The 23,368-nt window shown below is 39.6% G+C and carries 21 protein-coding genes; all 21 read right to left on the bottom strand.

Going from position 1 to position 23,368, the window contains the following annotated elements:
- Window positions 1-62 precede the first annotated feature (62 nt).
- Window positions 63-1,403, bottom strand: coding sequence for an ABC transporter substrate-binding protein (locus AC59HZ_RS12330; RefSeq protein ID WP_496546119.1), 1,341 nt, complete (start codon window positions 1,401-1,403; stop codon window positions 63-65).
- 42 nt (window positions 1,404-1,445) lie between these two features.
- The gene (locus AC59HZ_RS12325; protein WP_335442288.1) at window positions 1,446-2,282 is read right to left on the bottom strand and encodes a carbohydrate ABC transporter permease; all 837 of its coding nucleotides are present in this window, start codon (window positions 2,280-2,282) and stop codon (window positions 1,446-1,448) included.
- An 8-nt stretch (window positions 2,283-2,290) separates the two neighbouring features.
- Complete coding sequence (locus AC59HZ_RS12320) at window positions 2,291-3,232, bottom strand: carbohydrate ABC transporter permease (RefSeq protein WP_496546118.1); 942 nt, start codon at window positions 3,230-3,232, stop codon at window positions 2,291-2,293.
- Window positions 3,233-3,481: 249 nt separating this feature from the next.
- Entirely contained in the window at window positions 3,482-4,825 is a 1,344-nt protein-coding gene (locus tag AC59HZ_RS12315; RefSeq protein WP_496546117.1) for an ABC transporter substrate-binding protein, read from the bottom strand.
- Between the two features lie 178 nt (window positions 4,826-5,003).
- Window positions 5,004-6,305, bottom strand: a complete 1,302-nt coding sequence (locus AC59HZ_RS12310) for a Gfo/Idh/MocA family protein (RefSeq protein ID WP_496546116.1) — start codon at window positions 6,303-6,305, stop codon at window positions 5,004-5,006.
- A gap of 189 nt (window positions 6,306-6,494) precedes the next feature.
- The gene (kynU, locus tag AC59HZ_RS12305) at window positions 6,495-7,781 is read right to left on the bottom strand and encodes a kynureninase (RefSeq protein ID WP_496546115.1); all 1,287 of its coding nucleotides are present in this window, start codon (window positions 7,779-7,781) and stop codon (window positions 6,495-6,497) included.
- Window positions 7,782-7,942: 161 nt separating this feature from the next.
- Window positions 7,943-8,719: a serine hydrolase gene (locus AC59HZ_RS12300; RefSeq protein ID WP_496546114.1), complete on the bottom strand. Its 777-nt coding sequence runs from the start codon at window positions 8,717-8,719 to the stop codon at window positions 7,943-7,945.
- A gap of 3 nt (window positions 8,720-8,722) precedes the next feature.
- Window positions 8,723-9,727 carry an ABC transporter ATP-binding protein gene (locus AC59HZ_RS12295; RefSeq protein ID WP_496546113.1) on the bottom strand — a complete coding sequence of 335 codons (1,005 nt, stop codon included), beginning with the start codon at window positions 9,725-9,727 and terminating at the stop codon, window positions 8,723-8,725.
- A gap of 2 nt (window positions 9,728-9,729) precedes the next feature.
- Entirely contained in the window at window positions 9,730-10,644 is a 915-nt protein-coding gene (locus tag AC59HZ_RS12290; protein WP_496546112.1) for a C40 family peptidase, read from the bottom strand.
- Window positions 10,637-11,737: a dipeptide epimerase gene (locus AC59HZ_RS12285; protein WP_496546111.1), complete on the bottom strand. Its 1,101-nt coding sequence runs from the start codon at window positions 11,735-11,737 to the stop codon at window positions 10,637-10,639. Before AC59HZ_RS12285 ends, AC59HZ_RS12290 begins: the two co-directional genes overlap by 8 nt.
- A 14-nt stretch (window positions 11,738-11,751) precedes the next feature.
- Entirely contained in the window at window positions 11,752-12,675 is a 924-nt protein-coding gene (locus AC59HZ_RS12280) for a S66 peptidase family protein (RefSeq protein ID WP_496546110.1), read from the bottom strand.
- A 98-nt stretch (window positions 12,676-12,773) separates the two neighbouring features.
- A complete protein-coding gene (locus AC59HZ_RS12275) occupies window positions 12,774-14,408 on the bottom strand; it encodes a peptide ABC transporter substrate-binding protein (RefSeq protein WP_496546109.1) in 1,635 nt (544 codons plus the stop codon).
- A gap of 27 nt (window positions 14,409-14,435) precedes the next feature.
- A complete protein-coding gene (locus AC59HZ_RS12270) occupies window positions 14,436-15,434 on the bottom strand; it encodes an ABC transporter ATP-binding protein (RefSeq protein WP_496546108.1) in 999 nt (332 codons plus the stop codon).
- Between the two features lie 4 nt (window positions 15,435-15,438).
- Window positions 15,439-16,392, bottom strand: a complete 954-nt coding sequence (locus AC59HZ_RS12265; protein ID WP_496546107.1) for an ABC transporter permease — start codon at window positions 16,390-16,392, stop codon at window positions 15,439-15,441.
- Entirely contained in the window at window positions 16,392-17,324 is a 933-nt protein-coding gene (locus tag AC59HZ_RS12260; protein ID WP_496546106.1) for an ABC transporter permease, read from the bottom strand. Before AC59HZ_RS12260 ends, AC59HZ_RS12265 begins: the two co-directional genes overlap by 1 nt.
- A gap of 15 nt (window positions 17,325-17,339) precedes the next feature.
- Complete coding sequence (gene dppA, locus AC59HZ_RS12255; RefSeq protein WP_496546105.1) at window positions 17,340-18,164, bottom strand: D-aminopeptidase DppA; 825 nt, start codon at window positions 18,162-18,164, stop codon at window positions 17,340-17,342.
- Between the two features lie 241 nt (window positions 18,165-18,405).
- Entirely contained in the window at window positions 18,406-19,560 is a 1,155-nt protein-coding gene (locus AC59HZ_RS12250) for a Ger(x)C family spore germination protein (RefSeq protein WP_496546104.1), read from the bottom strand.
- Window positions 19,561-20,973 (bottom strand): spore germination protein, encoded by a 1,413-nt coding sequence (locus tag AC59HZ_RS12245; protein WP_496546103.1) that lies wholly within the window; start codon window positions 20,971-20,973, stop codon window positions 19,561-19,563.
- Window positions 20,966-22,057, bottom strand: coding sequence for an endospore germination permease (locus tag AC59HZ_RS12240; RefSeq protein WP_496546102.1), 1,092 nt, complete (start codon window positions 22,055-22,057; stop codon window positions 20,966-20,968). Before AC59HZ_RS12240 ends, AC59HZ_RS12245 begins: the two co-directional genes overlap by 8 nt.
- A 148-nt stretch (window positions 22,058-22,205) precedes the next feature.
- Window positions 22,206-22,577: a hypothetical protein gene (locus AC59HZ_RS12235; protein ID WP_496546101.1), complete on the bottom strand. Its 372-nt coding sequence runs from the start codon at window positions 22,575-22,577 to the stop codon at window positions 22,206-22,208.
- 93 nt (window positions 22,578-22,670) lie between these two features.
- Complete coding sequence (locus AC59HZ_RS12230; RefSeq protein ID WP_496546100.1) at window positions 22,671-23,237, bottom strand: GNAT family N-acetyltransferase; 567 nt, start codon at window positions 23,235-23,237, stop codon at window positions 22,671-22,673.
- Between the last annotated feature and the right edge of the window lie 131 nt (window positions 23,238-23,368).

The raw sequence follows: 23,368 nt of genomic DNA, 5'->3' as shown, positions 1-23,368 counted from the left end.
AGGCGCTTCGCTTTCCGCTCCAATCAACAGGGTTAAAAAATCAACAATGTTCTTTGCATAGCCTACTTTTTAAATGTTTCATCGTATTTCTTTTTAGAGTCTTCGATTGCTTTTGCCCACTGGTCTAGGAATTCTTTAGCTGTCATTTTGCCACTCATGACTGCCTGCACACCTGGGTCTACGATACCGTCAAGAATGGAACGGTAATCTGGTAAATAGAATGGAGGCATATAAATCTTTGTTTTAGGATCGTTGTATACATCAAATGCAACCTTAATGTGCTGAGCTTTCTGTACCCATTCATCATCTAATACATCTTTATTCGTAGGGATTTGACCTGTTTGTTCATTCCAGTAGCTTTGTGCTTCAGCAGAGTTAACAAACTCTACGAATTTCCAAGCTTCTTTAGCATGCTTTGTTGATTTGAAGATACCAAGGTTAACGGCATTTCCACCCTCGGCAACATATCTGCCATCATCTGTCTGTGGAAGTGGAATCAATTTAAACGAACCTGCTGGTAAGGCTTTGCTGTGCTCACCGAAAGAACCTGGGTTGTGGTGTACCATTGCTACAACACCAGTATCAAAGCCGGCAATCATTTCTTTATATCCATTGGTAATGTCACTCTTTGGCGTAAATTTGTTATAGTTCGAGAAATACTTTTCAACAAATTCTACATGTTTAGGATCATTTATGTTGGTTTTACCTTTTTTATCAAAAAAGTCTAAACCACTGTAAGCAAACATCGCTCTTTGAATCGTGAAAGATGCACCGGCTCCGCCGCGGATCGTAAAGCCATAACGATTATTTGCTTTATCCGTCATTTTTTCAACTACATTAAAGAATTCGTCCCATGTTTTTGGCTCTTGGACGCCAGCTTTCTCAAACCAGTCGGTACGAATCCATAATGAATCCAAGTTTTGCGCATAAGGAATGCCATAAAGCTTGCCATCTTGAGTGATTTTCTTATTTACATCAGTTGCGCCTTTGTTAATTTTCTTGCTGATTTCTGATTTATTAAAATAAGAATCTAGTGGAAGCAAGGCTTTACGAATTGAGAATTCTGGAAGCCAAGTTGTTTGCAAAGACCCAATATCCGGCGTATCCTCTGCTGCAATCGCTGCATCATATTTTGATTTTGCGGAAGCATTTGGAATACCAACATACTCAATATCAATGTTCGGGTACTTAGCTTCAAATCGCTTAATAACTTCTTCCCATACAGGGGTACGAGCTGGACCTGCGTTTTCATCCCAAAATTGGAGGGTAACAGGTTCATCTGTTTTTGTTGCCGCTTTTTTGGTTGTAGAAGAAGCTTTTTCTCCGCCGCCACACCCAGTAAGCAGCATTCCGGTTGCCATTGTTAGTGCAAGAACAGAAGTAGTAACTTTTTTCTTTAACATGGTATTGCCCCCTTAAATTTTTTTAGCAAATATTATTTTTAATTAGCCTTTCACTGCTCCACCCATACCGTTTACTAGGTGCTTCTGTGCATAGGCAAATAGGATAACTGCCGGGATTAAAGCGATTACACTTCCAGCTGCCAAAGCTCCATAGTTGATACTAAATTCTCCCATCATTGAACTTAAACCAACAGGGAGAGTGAATTTAGCTTGTTTATTAGTCAGCATCAATGCAATTAAAAATTCATTCCAGGTATAAATGAAGGTAAAGACTCCCGTTGCCACAATTCCAGGCATCAATAAAGGAAAGACCACATGGCGCAATGATTGTAATTTCGTACAGCCATCCATCATCGCTGCCTCCTCTAATTCCTTGGGAACATTAGAAATAAATCCGCTCATCAAGATTGTGGTAAATGGAATCTCTACAGCCGTATACGTAATAATAAGTGAAAGCGGGTTACTGATCAGCCCAAGATTTTTGAAGATGATGAACAAAGGAATGATCATCATAGCCCTTGGGATGAACTGAGTACATAACAGCATGAGCATGAAGGCGCGCTTGCCCTTGAATTGGTATCTGCTTAAGGCATATCCAGATAGAGTAGAACAAATGAGAACTGCAATTACCGTAAATACACCAACGATTAAACTATTTTTAAAGAAGGTAGCAAAACCGACATTGTTCCAAGCGTTGACAAAGTTATCAACAGTGGGCGTAATCGGCATATACTGCAACGGACGTTTTACGATATCCCCTTCAGGCTTAAAAGCTGTATTGAGTGTCCAGTAAATTGGGAAGATGGTAAAACATAACATCATCGTCAAAGGAAGATACAGAGTTAAGAGTTTGTCTGCTTTTTTATTTGCTGTAAACATCTAAGAAATCACTCCTTTTCATAACGGGATAGTTTCAGATATAGGATGGCGAAAATGAGTAAGATACCAAATGAAACCACTGTTAATGCCGAACCATATCCAAAATTACTTCCATGAACGGCTAAATCAGCAATGTACATGGTTAGTGTTGTAGTGGAATGTGCAGGTCCACCGCCCGTTAAGTTAAACAAAAGATCCACGTTATTAAATTCCCAGACAACACGCAGTAAGGTTGTTAAAACAATCGTATTTTTCAATTGCGGCAGAGTAACAAAGATAAATGACTTCCATCTGCTCGCACCATCTACCTTTGCTGCTTCATATAATTCAGCGGGAATACTTTGTAAGGAGGCTAGCAGGGTAATAGCAAAGAATGGTATCCCCCTCCAAAGCTCTGCAAGAATCACGGAGGTAAACGCTGTTGATGTACCTGCCAAGAATGCCTGTGGTTCATCAATAATTCTCATTTTCATTAGCAAGTCATTGAGTACACCCATATGTTCGTTAAAGATTAATGACCACATCGTGGATGCAAGCACTCCTGAAATTGCCCAAGGGATAAAGGCAACCGCACGCACGACGCCTCTAAATTTAAAGGTTTGGTTCAATAATAAGGCCAAAATCATCCCAAAAATTAATTGAAGACCAACTTCAGATACAACCCATTTCAAGCTATTTAGTAAACTAGGGATGAACATCTTGTCTTTTGTAAAGATGTTGATAAAGTTTTCAAGGCCAGCAAAGCCATTGTAGTATGGCGCTGACACATCATAATTTTGAAGACTGTAATAAAAAACTGTTCCTATAGGATAAAAAAGAAAACCTAAGACAATTAGGAAAGAAGGGAGAATGAACAAATAGGGAACCCATTTTTCCTTTGTAGCTTTCTTTTTGTTTACCACCTTTTGATTCTTAATGACCGTTTCAGTAGCACCTTGCGAATAACTCATCTAGTTTCCTCCTCTCTGCTTTCATATTAAATGAAAACGGTTTCTTTCATAATTAAAGATTTTAAGATGAATGGTTAAAATTTTAAGATATTTTAAAAAACTATGTTTTGTTAAAATTAGTTGTTGATTTGCGCTACAGGCGCTAGCTTTCCGCTCCAATCAACATCGGTTCAAATCCAACAATGTTCTTTAATACAGCAAAACTAAAAAAAGCATCCGATGCCAAATTGCATCGAATGCTAAGTTGATTTATTTAACTTGGATATTTTTATATTGTTCATCGTATTGCCGTTGGGCTGCTTCTATGGCGTCTGCCCATTTATCCAAAAACTCTTCTACCGTCATTTTCCCGCTTAACACCGCTTGTGTACCTGTGTCTACTATAGTATTTAGGATCGTCCGGTATTCAGGCAGATTGAATGGCGGTTCAAATAGAATCGTTTCCGGATCATTATAGACCTTCTGGGCTGTCTGAATATGCGGGGAAGTCTTGATCCAGTCTTCACTTAGTGCATCTGAATTGGTTGGAATTTGACCGACACTTTGATTCCAATAACTCTGCGCCTCCTTAGAATTAATGAAACGGACAAATTTCCATGACTCTTTTGGATGTTTGGTTCCCTTAAAAATACTTATTCCAATGGTATTGCCGTCTTCTGCAACATAATGGCCTTCTATCGATTTTGGCAAAGGAATAGCCTGAAATTGATCAGATTTTAACGATGCACTATGCTCGGCATAGGAACCGATATTATGCTGGACCATTGCAACCGAACCCGTATCGAATCCTGTAATCATTGCTTTATAGTCATTAGTAATATCGCTCATAGGCGTATAATTTTGATACAGGGCAAAGTATTTTTTTAAGAATTCGGCATGCTTAGGATCGTTAATGGTGCTTTTCCCATTCTTAAAGTAAGTATTTATGCCCGAATAGGCATACATCATCCGTTGTAACTGGAAAGAGCCGCCCGCCCCTCCACGGATGGTATATCCATATCGTCCCTTCGATTTATCTGTTAACGTTTTAACATCTTGAAAGAACTCGTCCCACGTCTCAGGCGTCTTCAGCCCTGCCGCTTTAAACCAATCAGAGCGGATCCACAGAACATCAAGGTTTTGTGTATATGGAATCCCATATAGTTTGTGATCACTGACAATAAGCTTATTAAATTCAATGGCATCTTTGTTGATTTTGTCCTTTTGACTCCATACTGAAAAATACGAATCTAGTGGCAATAGGGCATCGCGAAAAGAAAACTCCGGCAGCCAGCTTGAATACACACTAGCCACATCAGGCATCTCTCCAGCCGCAATAGCGGAATCAAACATTGCTTTAGCGGAGTCTTTAGGCAATCCGACATATTCCACATCGATGGTTGGATTTTCTTTCTCAAACTGATTGATTATTTTTCCCCAAATGGGGGTCCGTTGTGGTCCTGTATTATCATCCCAGAAAGTGATTTTCACTTTTCCAGTAGCTTTTTGTCTTGATTCTTGTGATGAAAATCCTTCACCATTGCAACCTGTAAGCCCCAAGCCAATAACTAGGGTCAGTGCAAACCAAGAAGTTGTTAATTTTTTTATTAACATGCTTTTATCTCCTCGTGTGAAACAACTTCCTTAAAAGTATAAAATTATTCTACTCATTTTGAAACGGAGGTGCAAAGCTAATTTCAATGGAAAATAGAAAAAAACATACTAATTGTATCAAGATTGACAATTAGTATGTTCTCTCTAAGTAATCCCCTTTGTTGTCAACCGCTTCTCATTACTTGGTTAATTGGTGATTGGAATGGTAAAGGATTTCCTTTATATTAATTGGTTTCTTCTCGGAAACAGAGCGCCATACCCCTTCGCCAACAGCAATTGAATAGGCACCGGCCTCCGCTCCTGCTAATATTTCATAGCCGCGGGCAGGGTCTGGACCAAGGAAAAGGTCCTCTAATAACAGCGGATCTCCTCCGCCATGTCCCCCAGAGTTTTGAACAAGTTCTATCGTCTCTTTTGCGCCAAAAAGAGGATAATAATCTATTTTTTGATCACGATATTCAAACGGTAACCGCGATGGTTCATGGTATTCAGTGGTTTCGATTCTTCCCTTCGTTCCGTTAATCGCTAGACGGTATCCTTCATAAGGAGCTGAGAAGTTGATTGAATAACTGAGCAAGCTGCCACCATCATACTTAACAGCTGCTACATACGTATCCTCTATCGAAATTTCCTCATCAAAAATACATGCATCGGGACGATAATTCGTATAAGGCACGTCCTTTTCATAAACACCCGCTAATAGATGGTCATCTTTTACCGTAGTCGAACCAATTCGCGGGTTCCAACGCCTAAAATAAGCACAGTTATTGCGGACATCGCAAGTCCCACAAAAACGACCCGATTCTTTCTTTGGATTCATTTCCCCGTCTTGTCCGTAGTAATTTAGTGCACCGTACGCAAATACTTCCTCCGGCTTTTGATCCAGCCACCAATTGACCAGGTCAAAGTGGTGAGTGGATTTATGAATCGATAAGCCTCCGGAAATGTCGCGATTCCGGTTCCAGCGTTTAAAATAGCTTGAACCATGATAGGTATCAATATACCAATTTAGATCAATCGAAGTAATTCTGCCAACTTTTCCTTCGAGAATCATTTCCTTAATTTTCCGATGGAACGCGCTGTACCGATAATTAAACGTGACTAATACTTTCCCTTTGCTCTTAGCTTCCGCTTGCATCACCTTATATGCATCTTCTGCGGTTGTCACCATCGGTTTTTCTGTAATCACGTTTACCTGTTTCTTCAACGCTCTTAAAATATAATCTAAATGTGTATCGTCTCTTCCTGTCACAATGACATAATCCGGTTTCGTTTCTTCAATCATGCTTTCAAATTGACCTGAATCGAAGGTAGGAATCGACTGTAATTTCGGGTATTTTTCTTTCGCAATGGTAAATCTTAAAGGATCAGAATCAAGTAATCCAACAATCCGATTGTCTGATGAGAACTCATTTAGGAGTGGTTTCATATACATTTCTAAAGCCCGATTACTAACGCCGCAGATTACATACTTTTTCATAACGGTGTCCTCCATTTTTTATAAAAGGCCTATTTTCTAGTCCCATTTTATATGAAAACGGTTTCCGTCATAATAAAAAATCTTTAGACTTTTGTGCAAATTTTTAAGATATTTACTGTATTTTACAGTCTCGGCCTTTTTTCAGAGTTAATGGGCTTTTTCCACACTAATTTTTGTCCTCAGGTTTATTTAAGCTACTACTTCCCGTTCATTTTTAAATTTTTCATATTGTTTTTCAGTTATGATTTTTTTAAGAATTTGAACGACTTTCCAAACTTCCTCATAGGAAGTATAAAGCGCGACAGGTGCAAGGCGAATGATGTTAGGTGCACGGAAATCAGGAATGATCCCATTTTCCTTTAAGGACTTACAAATTCGTGCAGCTTCATTATGCTCCAGGCTCACATGCCCGCCGCGGCGCGCATCTTCTCTTGGCGATCCAACGAAAAATCCCATTTCAGCAAGCTCAGTATCAATTAAATCTACTAAATATTGATTGATTTTAAGAGACTTCTCGCGAATATTTTCAATACCCGCTTCTGTAAAAATTTCTAAAGAACCGATCAAAGGAGCGATACTAAGAACATGAGGTGTTCCAATTTGAAAAGCTCCTGCTGAATGAGCAGGTGTTAAGGTATGCTCCATGTCGAATTGTTTCTCTTTATTCGAACTAAACCAGCCAGCGAGGCCAGGCATCTTACCAAAATGCTTACGATTGACATATAAACCGCCAACACTGCCAGGTCCGCCGTTTAAATGTTTATAGTTGCACCAAAAGGCAAAGTCCACATCCCATTCACTAAAATAATGGGGAATAGCCCCAGCCGAGTGGCAGGCATCAAACCCAATTAAAATACCTTTCTTATGGGCTACTTCTGTTAATCGTTTGATGTCCAATATTTGACCACTGCGGTAAAGGACGGTTGGCAGGACAATTAAAGCCACGTCATCGGTCATCGCTTCGATAATATCATCCTCTTCTAAAAAGCGGCCATCGCGGCTTTTTACACGGATGAGATGTGTATCCGGATCATATCCATGGGTACGCAGCTGGCTTTGCAGAGCATAAATATCAGATGGGAAAGTTAGTTCATCTGCCAATATTTTCGTACGGTTTCCGTCCGGCTGATAAAACGTTGACACTAGTTGGTGCAGATTGACGGTTGTGGAACCCGTTACAATGACTTCTTCAGCAGAAGCTCCTACTAAAGGCGCAAGCTTCTTGCCCAATTCCTCCGCCATAAAAAACCATGGATGGTTGCCTTGTGTCCAGCCATCGATTCCATAATGTTTCCAATCGTTTAACGATTCTAAGAGAGCCTTTTCTGCTCTTTTCGAAAGAAGGCCTAAAGAATTTCCATCCATATAAATGGAATCAGGTTTTAAATAGAACTCTTCTCGAAATCGTGAAAGTGTATCCTCATTATCTAGTTGTTTAGCAAACTCCAAAGTTGGTAAAAAATTCGACGCCATCATAATCCACCCTTCCCCAATTTGTAATCGTTTACAAAATCATATCAAACAATATGACATCGTGTCAATATTTTTAAGAATGGTCTGTCCGCCGCTTCTTTAACGCAAAAAAAAGAATCCTTCAAGGGATTCTCTTCCAATTATTACCTAAGTTTCCTTTTCTTCTATGATTTTTCCACTAAATATTCAAATATATGCTTACCAATTCTACAGATTTTCTGCTTTCCTGCAAATACATCATCTAGCTGATCCATTAGGACCACTGCATAGGCTGTTTTCCCATTATACGTTATCACCGCACAATCATGTTCTATGTGAGGAAGACTGCCTGTTTTATTTGCCACTTTAACCTTATCGAGTTCCATCATGCCTGGAAGTCTATCTTGAAATTGCTGATAACTTAGTATTCTTAATGCCGCTTCACGGCTTTGCTTTGCTAAAAAGTCGCCTTCTTTGACTATCCTCAAACAGGTCATCATATCCAACGGGCTTGTGTAGTTATCAAGCCCTTGTTCAATCGCCTCAAAATCCATCATTTTCCTATTAAGGACGGTTTGCTGCAATCCCATTTTTTCAAAAGATCGATGAATGGTTTCCATTCCAAATTTATCTATAAGCAGGTTGGTGGCAGTATTATCCGAGACCGTAATCATTACCGTCATGAGATCTTTAATTGTCAAGAGCGCAGTACGGGAAAATGCCTGCAATACGCCTGACCCACCTGCATGATTTGTAATGGAAACCAATTCATTCTCGTTTAGTTTTCCCATCTCACTCTGCCGGAATGCCTCTATTAAAATGGGTAACTTAATCAAACTTGCGGATTGGAATACTTCTTCACTATTAACATAAATACTCTCGCCCTCAATTTCGATAGCCAAACCGATTCTGCCGTTCGAGTTGCGGAGTTCTTCTTCGATTTTTGACCTTAATTGTTCCATTAGTTACCTCGTGACAGCAACCTGAGAATAATCATGATCACCGGCTTTGTTTTTATCATAAAGATGACAGGCAATATAATGGCTATCCTCAACTTCCTGCCACACTGGTTTCTCATTGGCACAAACATCCATGGCCATTGGGCAGCGCGTTCTAAATACACATCCGCTAGGAGGATTAATCGGACTTGGCAGTTCCCCTTTTAATATAATCCGTTCACGTTTGTCCTCAATATCCGGGTCAGGAATCGGGATGGCCGAGAGCAATGCCTGAGTATAAGGATGCAGCGGCTTCTTATATAGCTCACTGCTTGTCGTTAATTCCACTAATTGCCCTAAGTACATGACACCAATACGATCACTGATTTGCTTTACCATCGAAAGGTCATGGGCAATAAATAGATAGGTTAATCCCTTTTCCTTTTGAAGTTTGGTCAGCAAATTAACAACCTGTGCCTGAACGGATACATCCAAAGCAGAAATCGGCTCATCAGCAATGATAAAATCAGGGTCAAGGGATAAGGCCCTAGCAATTCCAATCCGTTGGCGCTGACCGCCGCTAAATTCATGCGGATACCGATTGGCATGTTCTCGATTTAAACCAACATCTTCTAATAATTGATAGACACGATTTAACCGTTCTTGTTTATTTGGATACAAGCCGTGAACTTCCATCGGCTCAGATATGATTTCACTCACGGTTGACCTTGGATTTAACGAAGCATATGGGTCTTGGAAAATCATTTGCATTTGCCGATGAAAACCAAATCGTTCTTTTGATGTGAACTTGTGGATATTTTTTCCTTTAAAAACAACCTCACCCTCTGTTACATCATAAAGCCCGATAATCGTTCTGCCAGCCGTAGACTTCCCGCATCCGGACTCACCAACAATTCCGAATGTCTCCCCTTTGTTAATATGAAAGGTTACACCATCAACGGCTTTTAAAACTTGATCTTTTCCTAAGTGAAAATGCTTTTTAAGATTGTTTACTTGTAATAACTTTTCCATAGTTATGCCTCCGTCTTAACCCAGTAGCGTCTTGCTGCACATAGTTCCCGCTCGTATATCGTTCCTTCTAATGGTATAATTTCCACCGTTTTTCCTGTATTTGGGGAGTGAAGCAATTTTCCTTCTCCATAATAAATGCCCACATGGTGGATTCTTCCCTTTCCTTCTTCATAGGCAAAAAATAATAAATCACCTGGTTCGATATCTGTTAATTCAACTTTTTCTCCTGCTGCTGCTTGGTCACTGGCATCGCGGGGGATCACATACCCATTTGCCTTGCACATCGAGTAACTGAATCCTGAGCAATCATAGCCAAAACTGCTCATCCCCCCCCACAAATAAGGCAGGCCAAGAAACTGCTCACCTACGGATACAATCGCCCGTCCATTTCCCCTTGGAGGTGAATCGGAGACAACGACATTCTCTTTATCTAGCACAGCAGTCCCATCTGGGGTTTTGACGTACACCTTGCCATTCTGTTCATTTAGGAAAGGCATTGTTGTTAGATAGGAGAGTTCTATACTAAAAGGATCATTCTCTTTATACAACTTTGCCTCTTGGCTGGTAACAACAGCGACCGGTCCATCTGTTAAATTCCAGCCATCAGGAGCCTCCACTAATTGGGCTTTAGGAACCCATCCTGGATAGCCGCGGTCTTCCTTTCTGGTGGATTGGCTAGGAATAATCACATATGCCCAATCTCCATTTTCCTCTAAAACTACAACTTCTTCACCATATAAAACTTGTGTTTGAACAAGGTTTTCGTTACATAATTCAAGCCTAGTTTCATATGTCAATCCCTCTAACCACGATTCAATCCTTCCAGGGTTGGATACTGCATCGTTATCGATTTCCCGTGGTGAATCAAAGGACGTCCATACAGTTGCGACCGGAACATTTACAATCCATTTAGCCAATTAAGACCCCTCCCTCAATGTCAATGCACTTAATTCCAAGTCCCGGAGACTCCGGCATTGTTATTAATCTATTATTATATTGAACTCCGCCTTCCACGATTTCCTTTGCTAGCATTAACGGTGCATCAAAATCAAAACGGTTAATATTTTGCTTACTTGCAGCAAAGTGAGCTGCCGCCGTGATTCCAAGACGGGTTTCAATCATACTGCCGACCATACACTCGACACCGCATGTTTCAGCAAGTTGGTTGATGATTTGGGCTTGATAGATTCCGCCAGCCTTCATCAGCTTAATATTTATTAAGTCAGCACTTCTTGTTTTTAATACTTGGAAGGCCTGCTTCGGGGTAAACACACTTTCATCGGCCATAATGAGCGTGTCGACTGCATCCGTAACTTGCTTCAAACCTTCAATATCTTCTGCTTTAACCGGCTGTTCCACAAGTTCAATCCGCAAATCATTGTCTTCCATTTTACGAATGGCCCGGATGGCATCCTTCACTGTCCATCCCTGATTCGCATCCAAACGGATCTTAATATCTTTCCCTACCCGCCTTCTAATCTCCAGGATCCGTTCTATATCGGCAGTGATATCGTCCTTCCCCACCTTTATCTTCAGGACATCGAAGCCTTTTTGAATATAGGAAACCGCATCCTCGCCCATTTCCTCTGGTCCGTTCACGCTAACGGTGAAATCTGTTTCCATTTCCTTTTTATGACCGCCGAGGAATTGATAGAGCGGCAGTTTGCAATATTGGGATAGACAATCATAAATTGCCATATCTACAGCAGCCTTCGGGCTCTGGTTTCCAACCAAAAGCGTCTTAAGTCCCTGAAAAATCACCTCATATTGAAGCAAGTTTTTCTTCTGTAAAAATGGCTTGATCACATGATGGATTGCCGATTCAATGCTCAATAGGCTATCACCCGTAATAACAATGGTGGGCGGGGCTTCACCCCAGCCAACCATCCCATTATCGCAGGTTATTTTGACAATAATGGATTCAGCTGTCGTCACTGTTCGAAGGGCCGTTTTAAATGGTTTAATTAGCGGAACAGCAACTCGGAATGTTTCAATTTGCTCAATAATCATGGGTTATCCATCCTTTACTTGATGCCGCTATCGACAATTAGTTTTTTTTCATACGTATTCATGGATGCCTGTACACCCAAGGGAATAGCGATATGCGGGGTGCAATGCCCCATCATGAATCCCTTCATCGCCGGCCTGTCTGCGAGCAGAACATAATGGGCAATAACTTCTTCTAACGATAAGGTAAGATTCCTTTGTGGTGTACAATTACAAAAATCTCCTACAAGTATGCCGCTGGCATCCTTAAGTTTGCCAGCCATATAAAGCTGATTTAGCATTCGGTCAACGGACCGGGGTTCTTCGTTCACATCCTCAATAAGCAGCAGCTTACCCTTCGTATCAATTTCGTAGTCTGTTCCAAGAGTGCTGACTAGAAGCGACAAATTCCCACCAACGATTTCTCCACTTGCCTCACCATCTACTAAAACGTCTAATGGAGAAATCTGTTCCGTATAGACGAAAGAGGAAGGCTCAAATAATTGCATAAAACCTTTTTTAGACATTTGGTGTGTGTCCTCTTTGCCTATATCCGAAGCAAGCATCGGCCCATGAAAGGTCACCTGCTCGGATTGTTGTCGAATGGCTGTATGTAAAAAAGTAATATCGCTATAGCCCCAAAAAATTTTAGGATTCCTTTTAACTAATTCATAGTCAATCTGCTCGGCAATTCTTCCTGTTCCAAAGCCTCCGCAGGCGCAAATAATAGCTTTAACATCTGAGTCAGCGAACATTTCATGGAAATCTTCTAGTCTTTCTTGATCCGAACCGGCTAAATAACCATTAATATGGGATACATGTTTTCCAACCTTGACTTTTAGTCCTAAATCCTTCAAAAATGTGATTCCACGTACTAGATTTTCTTGATTCGGCGGGCTTGCTGGAGCAATAACTCCAACTGTATCTCCTACTTTAAGACGATTTGGCTTTACTACATTCATTTGAAAACCCCTTTTCGACACCATCTATTAGTCTATGATTCTAGGGTAAAAGGGATGTTCAGCTGAACATCCCTTTTATTTAAAATTAAGACTTTCGCTTATTTCTTATCTGCCCATTTTAATTCTAAATATCCAACTGGATGACGAACGATGCCTGTTACATCCTTATTTTGTAAATAAACTTGATTATAGAAGTGAATAGGAATAATTGGGGCGGCATCAAATAATACCTTTTCAGCCTTATACATCATGTCAAAACGTTTCTTTTCATCTTTTTCATTTTTTGCATCTTTTATTAATTGGTCAAATTCTTTGTTGCTCCAGCCTGTGCGGTTCATTGGAGACCCAGTAATAAAGTTTTCTAAGAAGTTGATTGGATCTGCATAGTCCGCTAGGAATGAGCTTCGTGATAACTGGAACTTTAATGCCTTTTGATCAGTTGCAAACACGCTGCTTTCCATATTGGCAAGCTTGACATCAACACCTAAATTTTCCTTAAACATTTGCTGCAGGGCTTCAGCGATCTTCTTGTGTGCATCACTTGTGCTATAAGTAAGCGTTACTTCAGGAAGCTTCGTGTATTTTTCCTCTTCCATACCCTTTTTCAACAGTTCTTTTGCTTTTGCAACATCCGTTTTAATTAGGTCTCCGTTTGTTTTACGGAAGTCATTACCTGCTGCATCCTTAAATCCGTAGGATACAAAACCGTAAGCCGGCTTTTCCTTATTTTTTGTTACAAGGTCAACCATTTGCTCCTGGTTAACAGCAAGCGCGAATGCCTTACGAATATTCTCGTTTTGGAAAGGTTCTTTTGTAAGATTAAATCGGTAGAAATATTCACCTGCTTGGTCTTCTACCTTCACATCGCCTTCTTTAAACAACTGGTCAGCAAGTTCTGCAGGAACATCAGACGTATCTAACTCCCCTGTCTTGAACATTTGATATTCTGTATTTGGGTCATCCACCATTGCCCAATGAACTTTATCTAATTTAACATTTTTAGCATCCCAATATTTATCATTCTTTGTAAAGGTGAAATCACTATCATGGTTCCACTCCGTTAGATTGAAAGGACCATTACCCACGAATGAACTTGCTTCAGCAAACCAATTTGGATTAGCTGTTGCTACTTTTTCATTGATTGGGAAGAACGCAGGATTAGCAATAACACTTAAGAAATAAGCCTGCGGGCTTGTTAAGGTTACTTCAAACGTCTTATTATCAACCGCTTTTACTTTTACATCATCAGCTGTTCCTTTTCCATTGTTAAATGCTTCGCCGCCTTCGATGAAATATCCTAAAAAGGCAGCAGAGGATCCTGTTTTTGGATCTAAAAGACGTTTCCAAGCAAATACAAAGTCACCAGCAGTAACATCGTCACCATTTGACCATTTCGCATTGTCACGAATATGGAAGGTATAGGTTTTTCCGTCCTCTGAAACATCCCAGCTTTTAGCGGTTGCAGCTTTTGGTTCATGGGTTTGGTCCAAACGAGTCAGACCCTCCATAATGTTGTTTAATGAATTCCAAGAAACAGCATCGAATCCAATGGCAGGATCCCAAGATGTTGGCTCTTGACTGTTATTTAGGTTAAGAACTTTTTCTACCTTTTCCTTTGACTTTCCTTTTCCATCATCCTTTTTCGGCTCACTTCCGGCATCCTTATTTGCTGTACAAGCTGCTAAAGCAAAAACCAGCAAACAAGTTACCAACATTGTCATAAACTTTTTCATGACTTTCCCCCTCAGTGATTTTTATAGTTAAACAAATGTTGAAACCAATTTTTTAGCCCGTTCGTCTTGAAGCCAGCAATCTACTTGATGATGGCTGCTTAACTGGGTTTTAAACGGGTATGCTTTATCACAGACTTCCATCGCATAGGGACAGCGTGCCGAAAAGGCACATCCAACAGGTGGGGAAAATAAGTCAGGCGGTGTTCCTGGTATCGGAACGAGTTCTCCCTTTTCCATGTCAAGCCGTGGTACAGATTGAAGTAATCCCACTGTATATGGATGCTGTGATCGGTAAAAGATTTCCCGCCTTGTCCCTATTTCCACGATTTTTCCTGCATACATCACGGCAACTCGGTCAGCAACCTGTGCAACTACACCCAAATCGTGAGTAATCAGGATAATCGATACCCCTGTTTTCTTTTGGATATCTCTAAATAACTCCAGAATTTGTGCTTGAATGGTAACATCAAGTGCGGTTGTAGGTTCATCGGCAATTAATACATCTGGCTTGCACACAAGCGCCATGGCAATGACGATTCGCTGCCTCATACCTCCGCTAAACTGATGGGGATATTGTTTTAACCGCTGCTCCGGACTAGGAATTCCCACAAGAGTAAGCATCTCGATGGCTGCTTTCTTTGCCTCGTCCCGTGATATCTTTTCATGTTGGATAATTCCTTCCATAATTTGCTCACCAATCGTAAGCGTTGGATTTAAAGCGGTCATTGGATCTTGAAAAATCATCGAAATATTAGAACCACGAAGTTTCCGCAACTCTGGCTCTTTTAACTTAATTAAATCCGTGCCTTTGAAAAGGACTTCTCCGCCCGTTATTCTTCCGGGAGGACTAGGAATGAGCCTCATGATGCTTTGAGAAGTGACACTTTTTCCACAGCCTGATTCACCAACAATGGCTAACGTTTCACCTTTATGCAGGTCGAAGCTGACACCGCGGACGGCATTTACTTCCCCTCCATAAGTTAAAAAGGATACTTGCAGATCCTTCACTTGAAGAATTTTCTCCATGATGTTACCTCCTCAGTTTCGGATCAAGGGCATCCTGCAATCCATCACCTAGAACATTAAACGCAAACATCGTTAATGAAATGAACAGGGTTGGAAAAAACAAACGCCACCAGTATCCTGAGAGAATAGTAGATAAACCGTCATTCGCCATTACTCCCCAGCTTGCATGCGGTGCTTGGATGCCGAGGCCGATGAAGCTTAAAAATGCTTCTGCAAAAATAGCAGACGGAATCGTTAGTGTCATTTGAACAATGATCGGACCCATCGTATTCGGCAGCAAATTTTTCCGGATAATACGTGCTGTTTTCGTGCCAAACGTTTTCGATGCTAAAACAAATTCATAGTTTTTTATTTGCAGGACCTGTCCGCGGACAATTCTCGCCATCCCGACCCAGCCGGTTATCGATAATGCAAGAATAATAGTTGTCAATCCCGGTCCAATTACGACCATGACTAAAATAACAACGAGTAAATACGGAAGTCCATAGAGGATTTCCACAAATCGCATCATTAAGTTATCGATTCGGCCACCTTTATACCCGGAAAAACCGCCATAGACAACTCCAATAACAAAGTCAATCAGGGCCGCCATCAACCCAACAAATAATGAGATTCGCGCACCATAGCAGGTTCTGGTAAAGACATCGCGACCTAAATCATCGGTACCAAACCAATATTTACTAGATGGAGGCAAATTCTGCAGTGTTAACGATTGTTTTTCCACCGAATGGGGTGAAATGATTGGTCCGAAAATAGCCAATAAGGTTAGAAAGGCCAAGAATACCAAACCTGCCATCGCCAGCTTATTTTTTACCAGCCTGAGCCAGGAATCCTTCCAGTACGACAAGCTCGGTCTTATGACAGCTTCTGCTTCTGTTTGATTTCGTGCTTTTGGCACAAACCATTCATCAGGGACATCTGGCGAAATATTTCTGTTTTCCTGTTTCCGCAGCTCCATTATTTCGCCTCCTTTTTATGGAGTTTAATTCGTGGATCTAACACCCCATAAGCGAGATCGACGATTAACAGCATAAGAATCAAAATAGCACTATAAAAGACGGTTGTTCCCATAATGACTGGATAATCACGTGTATTGATACTGTCAACAAAGTATTTCCCCATCCCGGGAATTGCGAATATTTTTTCAATAACAAACGTACCGGTTAAGATACTGGCAGCTAATGAACCTAAAACCGTCACAACTGGCAATAGAGCATTTCTTAAGGCATGTTTAAAAACAATTTTCACTGGGGATAGGCCTTTTGCTTTCGCCGTTTTAATGTAATCCAGGGTTAATACTTCGAGCATACTTGTGCGCGTTAAGCGGGCGATAATTGCCATTGGTCCTGTTGCCAGCGCTAAAATCGGCAATACCATATGTTTCGGGCTAGTCCATGTAGCGACTGGGAATATCGGAAATCTTACAGCCAGCTCCTCAATTAAAAATGTAGCCATGACAAAGTTCGGAATCGAAATTCCCAGGACTGCAATGCTCATCGCCACATAGTCGATGATACCGTTATGGCGCAAGGCAGCTAATACACCAAGTAATATGCCTGAAAAAATTGCGACTAAAAGTGTATAAAATCCAAGTTCAAATGATACTGGAAATCCTCTCCCCAGCATGTCGTTAACAGTCTGAGATGATTTTTTTATCGAAGGTCCGAGGTCTAATTTGACAAGTGCAGTTAGGTAATTCCCATATTGGACTAAGAGAGGCTGATCTAGATGATAATAGGCTTCGAGGTTCTTTTGTACGGCTTCATTGGTTGTTCTTTCCTCATTAAATGGTGATCCTGGTACTGAATGCATTAAGAAAAAGGTTGCTGTAATGATGAGCCATAACGTAATAATCATCGCGGCAATACGTTTAATGAAATATGTATTCATGCTTGTCCACACTTCCTAACAGAATGTTGTTCTCATCGCCAATTCCGTCATTACTAGCATTGCTTGGTATGCTTCTAATATGTCTTTCGCTTGGAAACGAACAATCGTCGTTTCTGGGACGATTTCTGTGCCTGGCATTAGATTTGCCCATTCCGCTTCCCCATAATTGGTAAATTCAATCGCTAGAAGCGGCCTATCCGGTGGTGTAAGCGGTTTCACTTTACCTCTATTGTTAAGTGCAATGGCCGTTTTTTCACGAAGCAGCTGCCCTGCTTTTGCCGGCGTTAACGATTTGACAGCAGACCTTGAAATAGATTCCTTTACAACTGCGGTTGTCACATCCGGAATCAGTAGCTCCGCCTCAAAGGCTGCACGGTCATCACCTGCTACCATTAGAAGAGGAACATCGTAATATCCTGCGACATAGGCATTGAATCCTAATTCGCCTACTGCTACATCATTGATGTACATATTGCGGACCCCAAAGATCATGGAATGGGACATGACCCCTCTTAAGGCTGCGCGGGCATGGTAGCCAACAAAGGCCGCCCCCGTATAGGTTTTATCTAACCCTTGGACCATTGAAAATGGTTTCACATCGCCAGTTATAAGTTGTGTCTCAGGGTGGAGTCTCTCAATTAATAGATTATTCATTTTTGAATGGCTGTCATTTATGACTACTTCTTCACATCCTGAATCAAAAGCAGCTGTAATGACATGGTTTGCTTCATCCGTCATAATAATGCGGCTGCGCTCATAGTTATGCTTGCCATAATCAACTTGGGTATGGTCAACCATGCCAGTGATTCCTTCCATATCCACGGAAACATATAATTTCACCCAAATACCCCTTTCTATTAAAATATTATTTTAATACTATTATAATTTAAATATACTAAATATTACAAACATATTAAAAATATGGTATTAAAGTACCATTTTTTCGCTTGGAATTGATCGAAAATTGAATAAAATTACATAATATTACAAAAACAGACAAATAAAAAGACGTCTATCAAGTTTGACGTCTTTTAAGCTAATAGTACTATTTTTCCTAATTTTATTAATGGCATCAATCCCCCTATTTTAAGGGGAGAGGAATCCCAGCATTTATTTTATTTATACTTTTTAGCGGCCTTACTTTTACATGAATGTCTGTTTTATTTAAGATGGGGAATTTCCCGTTTTTATGATACCTCATCCAGTCATCGTACATAAATCGATACATATAGTCCTCGAATTGATATATATCTCCCCCGATTTTTTGGCTATTTGCATAGGCTTCATATACACGCTCTCTAATTTTCTCTTTAATCTGCCTTTTCATTCTTGGAGCAAGGATGGCATGATCAGATTCTCTGACTATAGCTGAAATCTTTATATCCAATCCAACCTGAACCTCATTGTTGTCTTTATTCATGATTCTTTTGACCTTAGGATTTAATAATTCTATTTGAACATGATCCTCTTCCCCATTTTTCCTTTCAGTAATAATCACAGGCGATCGTACCGCCTTATTGTTCACGCGGATAAAACCTTCAAGTTCCTTGTTTGTTAAAAAACCCTTCATTTTTTCATCTTTCAAGACATATGCACCATTAAAAATAGTCACAGGAAATTTCTCCAAGTTCTGCTTTATATTCTCTTCATTAACAGAGATGCTTGGCAGCAATATGGTTTTTGTTTTTTCATCAAATTGATAAATCAATTCTTGCAAGGAAATAGTCGGAATAGTTGATTCTTGCTGCTGCATATATTCGGGCTGATTAATCCTGGCATTATTGAATGCATAATTAAAAGGAACCTGCGAAGTAAAAATTTCTTCAATTGGTTTCTCTGTACCATAGACCATGCCCGTTACACGAATATTGAAATTGGTATCCAATGCCTTGAGGGTATGTCCTAACCTTTGTTCCAATAAAGACTTTCCAAAAACGAATAAACTTATCTGATCATAATTTACAGGAATTTGTATACCATGATAAATTTCAACAATTGCTTCTTCAACCGTCTTGCCTTTTCCAACTCCTAACCAGATAGGACTAGGCTTATCACTCTTACCTTGATCGGTTTTAGCTACGTTCGAAAAGTCTAAAAACTGCATAACCACGTGATATTCATCAGCTTTATAATCAATTCCTATCCCCACTGCATAGGCTTGGAATTGGATTTCGTGTATTTTAGAACAGCCTGAGAGAAGCATCATGGCAAAGGTAATGTATAATAATTTCCTCATCTATTCACCTGTTCTTGTACCATCTTTAATATTTAAAGAGGCATTTCGTTTTTTCATAAAGGAAAATGGGATTCTTAAAAACGTGAACAGGATATCCTTTCCTTCTGGCGAAGAGATTTCTGCTAATACTGGAACCCCAAAAGACTTCAACCTTGTTAAATAGAGCAAAACGAACATAAAACTTATAAAAAAACCATAAATTCCCATACTGTAACTAAAGATCAAAACAAATATTCTAATGAAAAAGATATTTCCTGATAAAGACTGATTAACAAGTGTAAAGCTGGAAATGGCTGTTACTCCGATGACAACGAGCATTGTCGGAGAAGTAATCCCCCCGCGAATTGCCGCATCACCAATAATCAAGCCGCCAAGAACGGCAACGGTTTGACCAATTCCCTTCGGCAGACGGGCTCCACCTTCTTTAAATAACTCAAACATAACAAGCATGAGCAGGACTTCAATCAATGGTGAAAACGGCAGGCCTAATCTAGAAGTTGTGATAGTGGCAATAAGCGGAAGTGGTAATTGCCCTACATTATGTGTAATCAATGCCGTATAAAAACCCGGCAGAAAAGTTGTCGTAAAAAGCCCTAAAATGCGCAAGATTCGTTCCAATGAAGCGAAATAAAAACTGGTATTTTCGTCTTCAGGTGATTTAAATAGGAAAGAAAGATCCGCAGGGGCGATTAATACTGTTGGAGCACCATCAACCACAATGGCAAATCTCCCTTGATTGATTGATTCTGCGACGAAATCAGCCCTGCCTGAATAGTCTATCGTTGGAATGAGCGTAAATTTATTTTCCATTAAATATTCCATCAACATCGAAGTGCTTGTTAATATATCAACGTTTAAAGCTGTAAGCCGGCCTTTTATATCACTCAATATTCGTTCATTAATGATATCCTTAATATAAAGAAGTGAAACCCTTGTATTGGTTCTTTTGCCGATCGTGTAATTTTCAATGACCAAAGAGGACGTACGCAGCCTTTTACGAATTAAACCAAGATTGGTCGTAATATCTTCAACAAACCCATCCTTTGGTCCTCGAATTGAAACTTCTGCAACAGATTCATCCGGCTGTCTGGTTGGAAATTTACTAATATTATAAAAATAAATCATTTCTCCTGAAGGAATAACCATTAGTTTCCCCGAGAAAATGGCCTCCTCGATTTTTTCGGAAGTAGTTTCCTCTCTTTCCAGAATCTCCATCTGGAGAGATTGATAAATGGAGTTGGGATGTTCACTGGAAGGCAAAAGGACAGATTGAACCAGACTTGCATCTGTTAAAGGTATGCAATAAACAAAGATGACCGGATTGGGAGCATTTTGATCTGCTTTAATTTTAATATCAGATGAATAATTAAATAGTTTTTGCAGATTTTCAATAGAAAATAAATATTCATTCATGATTTAACCCCGCCTCTAGCCATTTCTGTTTATTCTTCACAATATAGATTGTTATGCTTGAAATTTGTATGATTAACAAAAAGAAAGATATAGGCCGGAAATATCCATAGACCAGGGTCGCAAAAGGGCTCTGGTCAAATGGATAAATACAAACTATAAAAAGAGCAGCGTAGATCATCCTTACAACTTTTATATTTGCTATTCCTTTTGTAAGAATCCGGCTTGCAATGAAGACAAATAAACTAATTCGAATAACTCCTCCTGAAAACCATTGAAAAATCGCAAAAAAATCGGCGTGGGAAAAATATCTCCCAATGGAAATTATGCGCCACTGTTCATAAGCCGGGTATCGATATTTAGCAGCCGTTGCCGGGCCAAACTCAACAATTGCCCCAATGGTAGGTCCCAGCATTAATCCAATAATGATCATCCCAACTATGAATAGCTGTTTTCTTGTTACCGCTTTTTGTAAAACAGGAGTTAAGAAAATAATGATAAATAACTCTAAAATAGGTAAGGAAGTATACAGGAGACCCTTAGTGACTGGCAAATATCCATCAGTAAACAATGGGAATAGCAGTTCATAATGTTTTTTCTTCATATTAGCAAGTGAAATAAAAAAGCCTAAAAAAAGAACGATCGGACAAAGAATACTGCTTAAGAGACCAATGGAAAACAATCCCGATTCAGTGCAAAGCAAACAAAAAATAAGCAGTACAAATCCAAGAGTAAAACTGTTAAAGCCTTGCATATAGCTCAATTGTGACCAATAAATAATTTCTTTTGACGTCACAAAAGCATCAAGGAGCATATATAAAGCTAAGGGAAAAAGCAGGATCGAATAACTGAATACGCTCCCATGATCTTTTAAAAGAGAAATTATTGACCGTTTGTTTAGGATGGAAACAATCTTGTATAAAACATAAATCCATATAGGCAGAATGATAAACGTTAATAAAATGCTGACCCAAGAATCTCTTTTTGCTGTATTCAATAGGAACGGGATAACTTCAACATGTGCAAAAAGGCCTACAGATAGTAAAATGACATACACAATGGAACTAAATCTTAAGTTATTCTGCATTTTTACATTTCCTTTTTTCCATATTATTCTTATTACTTGTAAAAACTATTCGTTGATTATTAACATTCCCCTTGCATTCAGCACGAAAAAAAACCTTTGTTCAGACCTATTAAAGGCATAAACAAAGGTTATATCGTAAATGGCACCACTATGAATTTGATAATTCCTTAATTTTCCCAACCCAATCCTTGAAACTTCCAAATTCACTGGAATTAAAGCCGAAATGCGCCTTAATTAAGTTGACGGTTTCGCTTTCTTCATTTTGAAACACTCCATCTGAATAGATTAGTTTAAAGAGCTCCGCTAACACGATATTTCGTGCGCGTTCCGTTTTGAATTTCTTGAGAATATCCTCCATTGCGAGGCCCTTTAATTGATAATCTTCAAGTCCCGTTTCGTTTGTGTATTTGTTAAGAATAGAAAATTCATATATAGATACATTTCCATCGATTGTTGCAATAAGGTGGGCCAGTTCAAGAAAAGCCTCTTTTTCCTCCTGATGTAGTTCTGCTAGAAACAATATTCAACTCTCCTTAAAATCTTTATCCTATATATACGAACAAGCACGGTTTTGGTTTCAATTATATTCATTTTAAAGCACTTATCAAATACATTAACCAATCATAACTTTCGTTAATTCTCTCAGCCAAAGGACCTCAGAATCAGGTTGGGGATTACGCCCATACATTTCCCTGGCTTTAAAAGCATGGACTTCCGTATAAGTTTCTTTCATTTGGTCATACACCCAGTGTTCTGTTCTGTGTACTGGCGACCAGCAAAAAATGTCCATCTTATTCAACTCATTCGTGACCATATGGATTCTTTCATACCTAATCGATTCCATCTTCAGGAAATCATTCTTTTCATAAAATCTTATTCGTTTTTCCGAGTCGGGATCTACAAGAGTAACTGGTTCAACCTCAAGTATGATTGCTTTTCCTTTTCGTTTCAATTGGTCAAGGATCATACGTCCTCTCCCATTTCCTCTGTTGTTTCGAGCCACTAGTATATAATCTATGAAGATAAAATCAGCCTTTTCGAAGTAAACTAGTACATGGTCTTGGCTTTCCTCTAATTGATAGATTCCTTGTTTTTCTTGAAAAAGGATTTCAAAATGCTCTTTAGATTTCATTTCTTTTTCTGGAAAATAATCAGTCAATCTCGCATACCAGTCGCTCATCCTAATACCCCTTTGCCCGAATATTTGAAGATAAAATCATCAATTCTGATGTCTCCTCCATTTTAGTTACCCATTGTAAATCTTTTGTTAAGCAAGCTTGAAGTATTTGTACTATTTTTGTAAATCTGAAA

The sequence above is a fragment of the Neobacillus sp. DZ-9 genome (genome assembly GCF_059587065.1).
The sequence above is the reverse complement of the archived record's forward strand: the minus strand, read 5'-3'. Positions and strand labels throughout refer to the sequence as shown.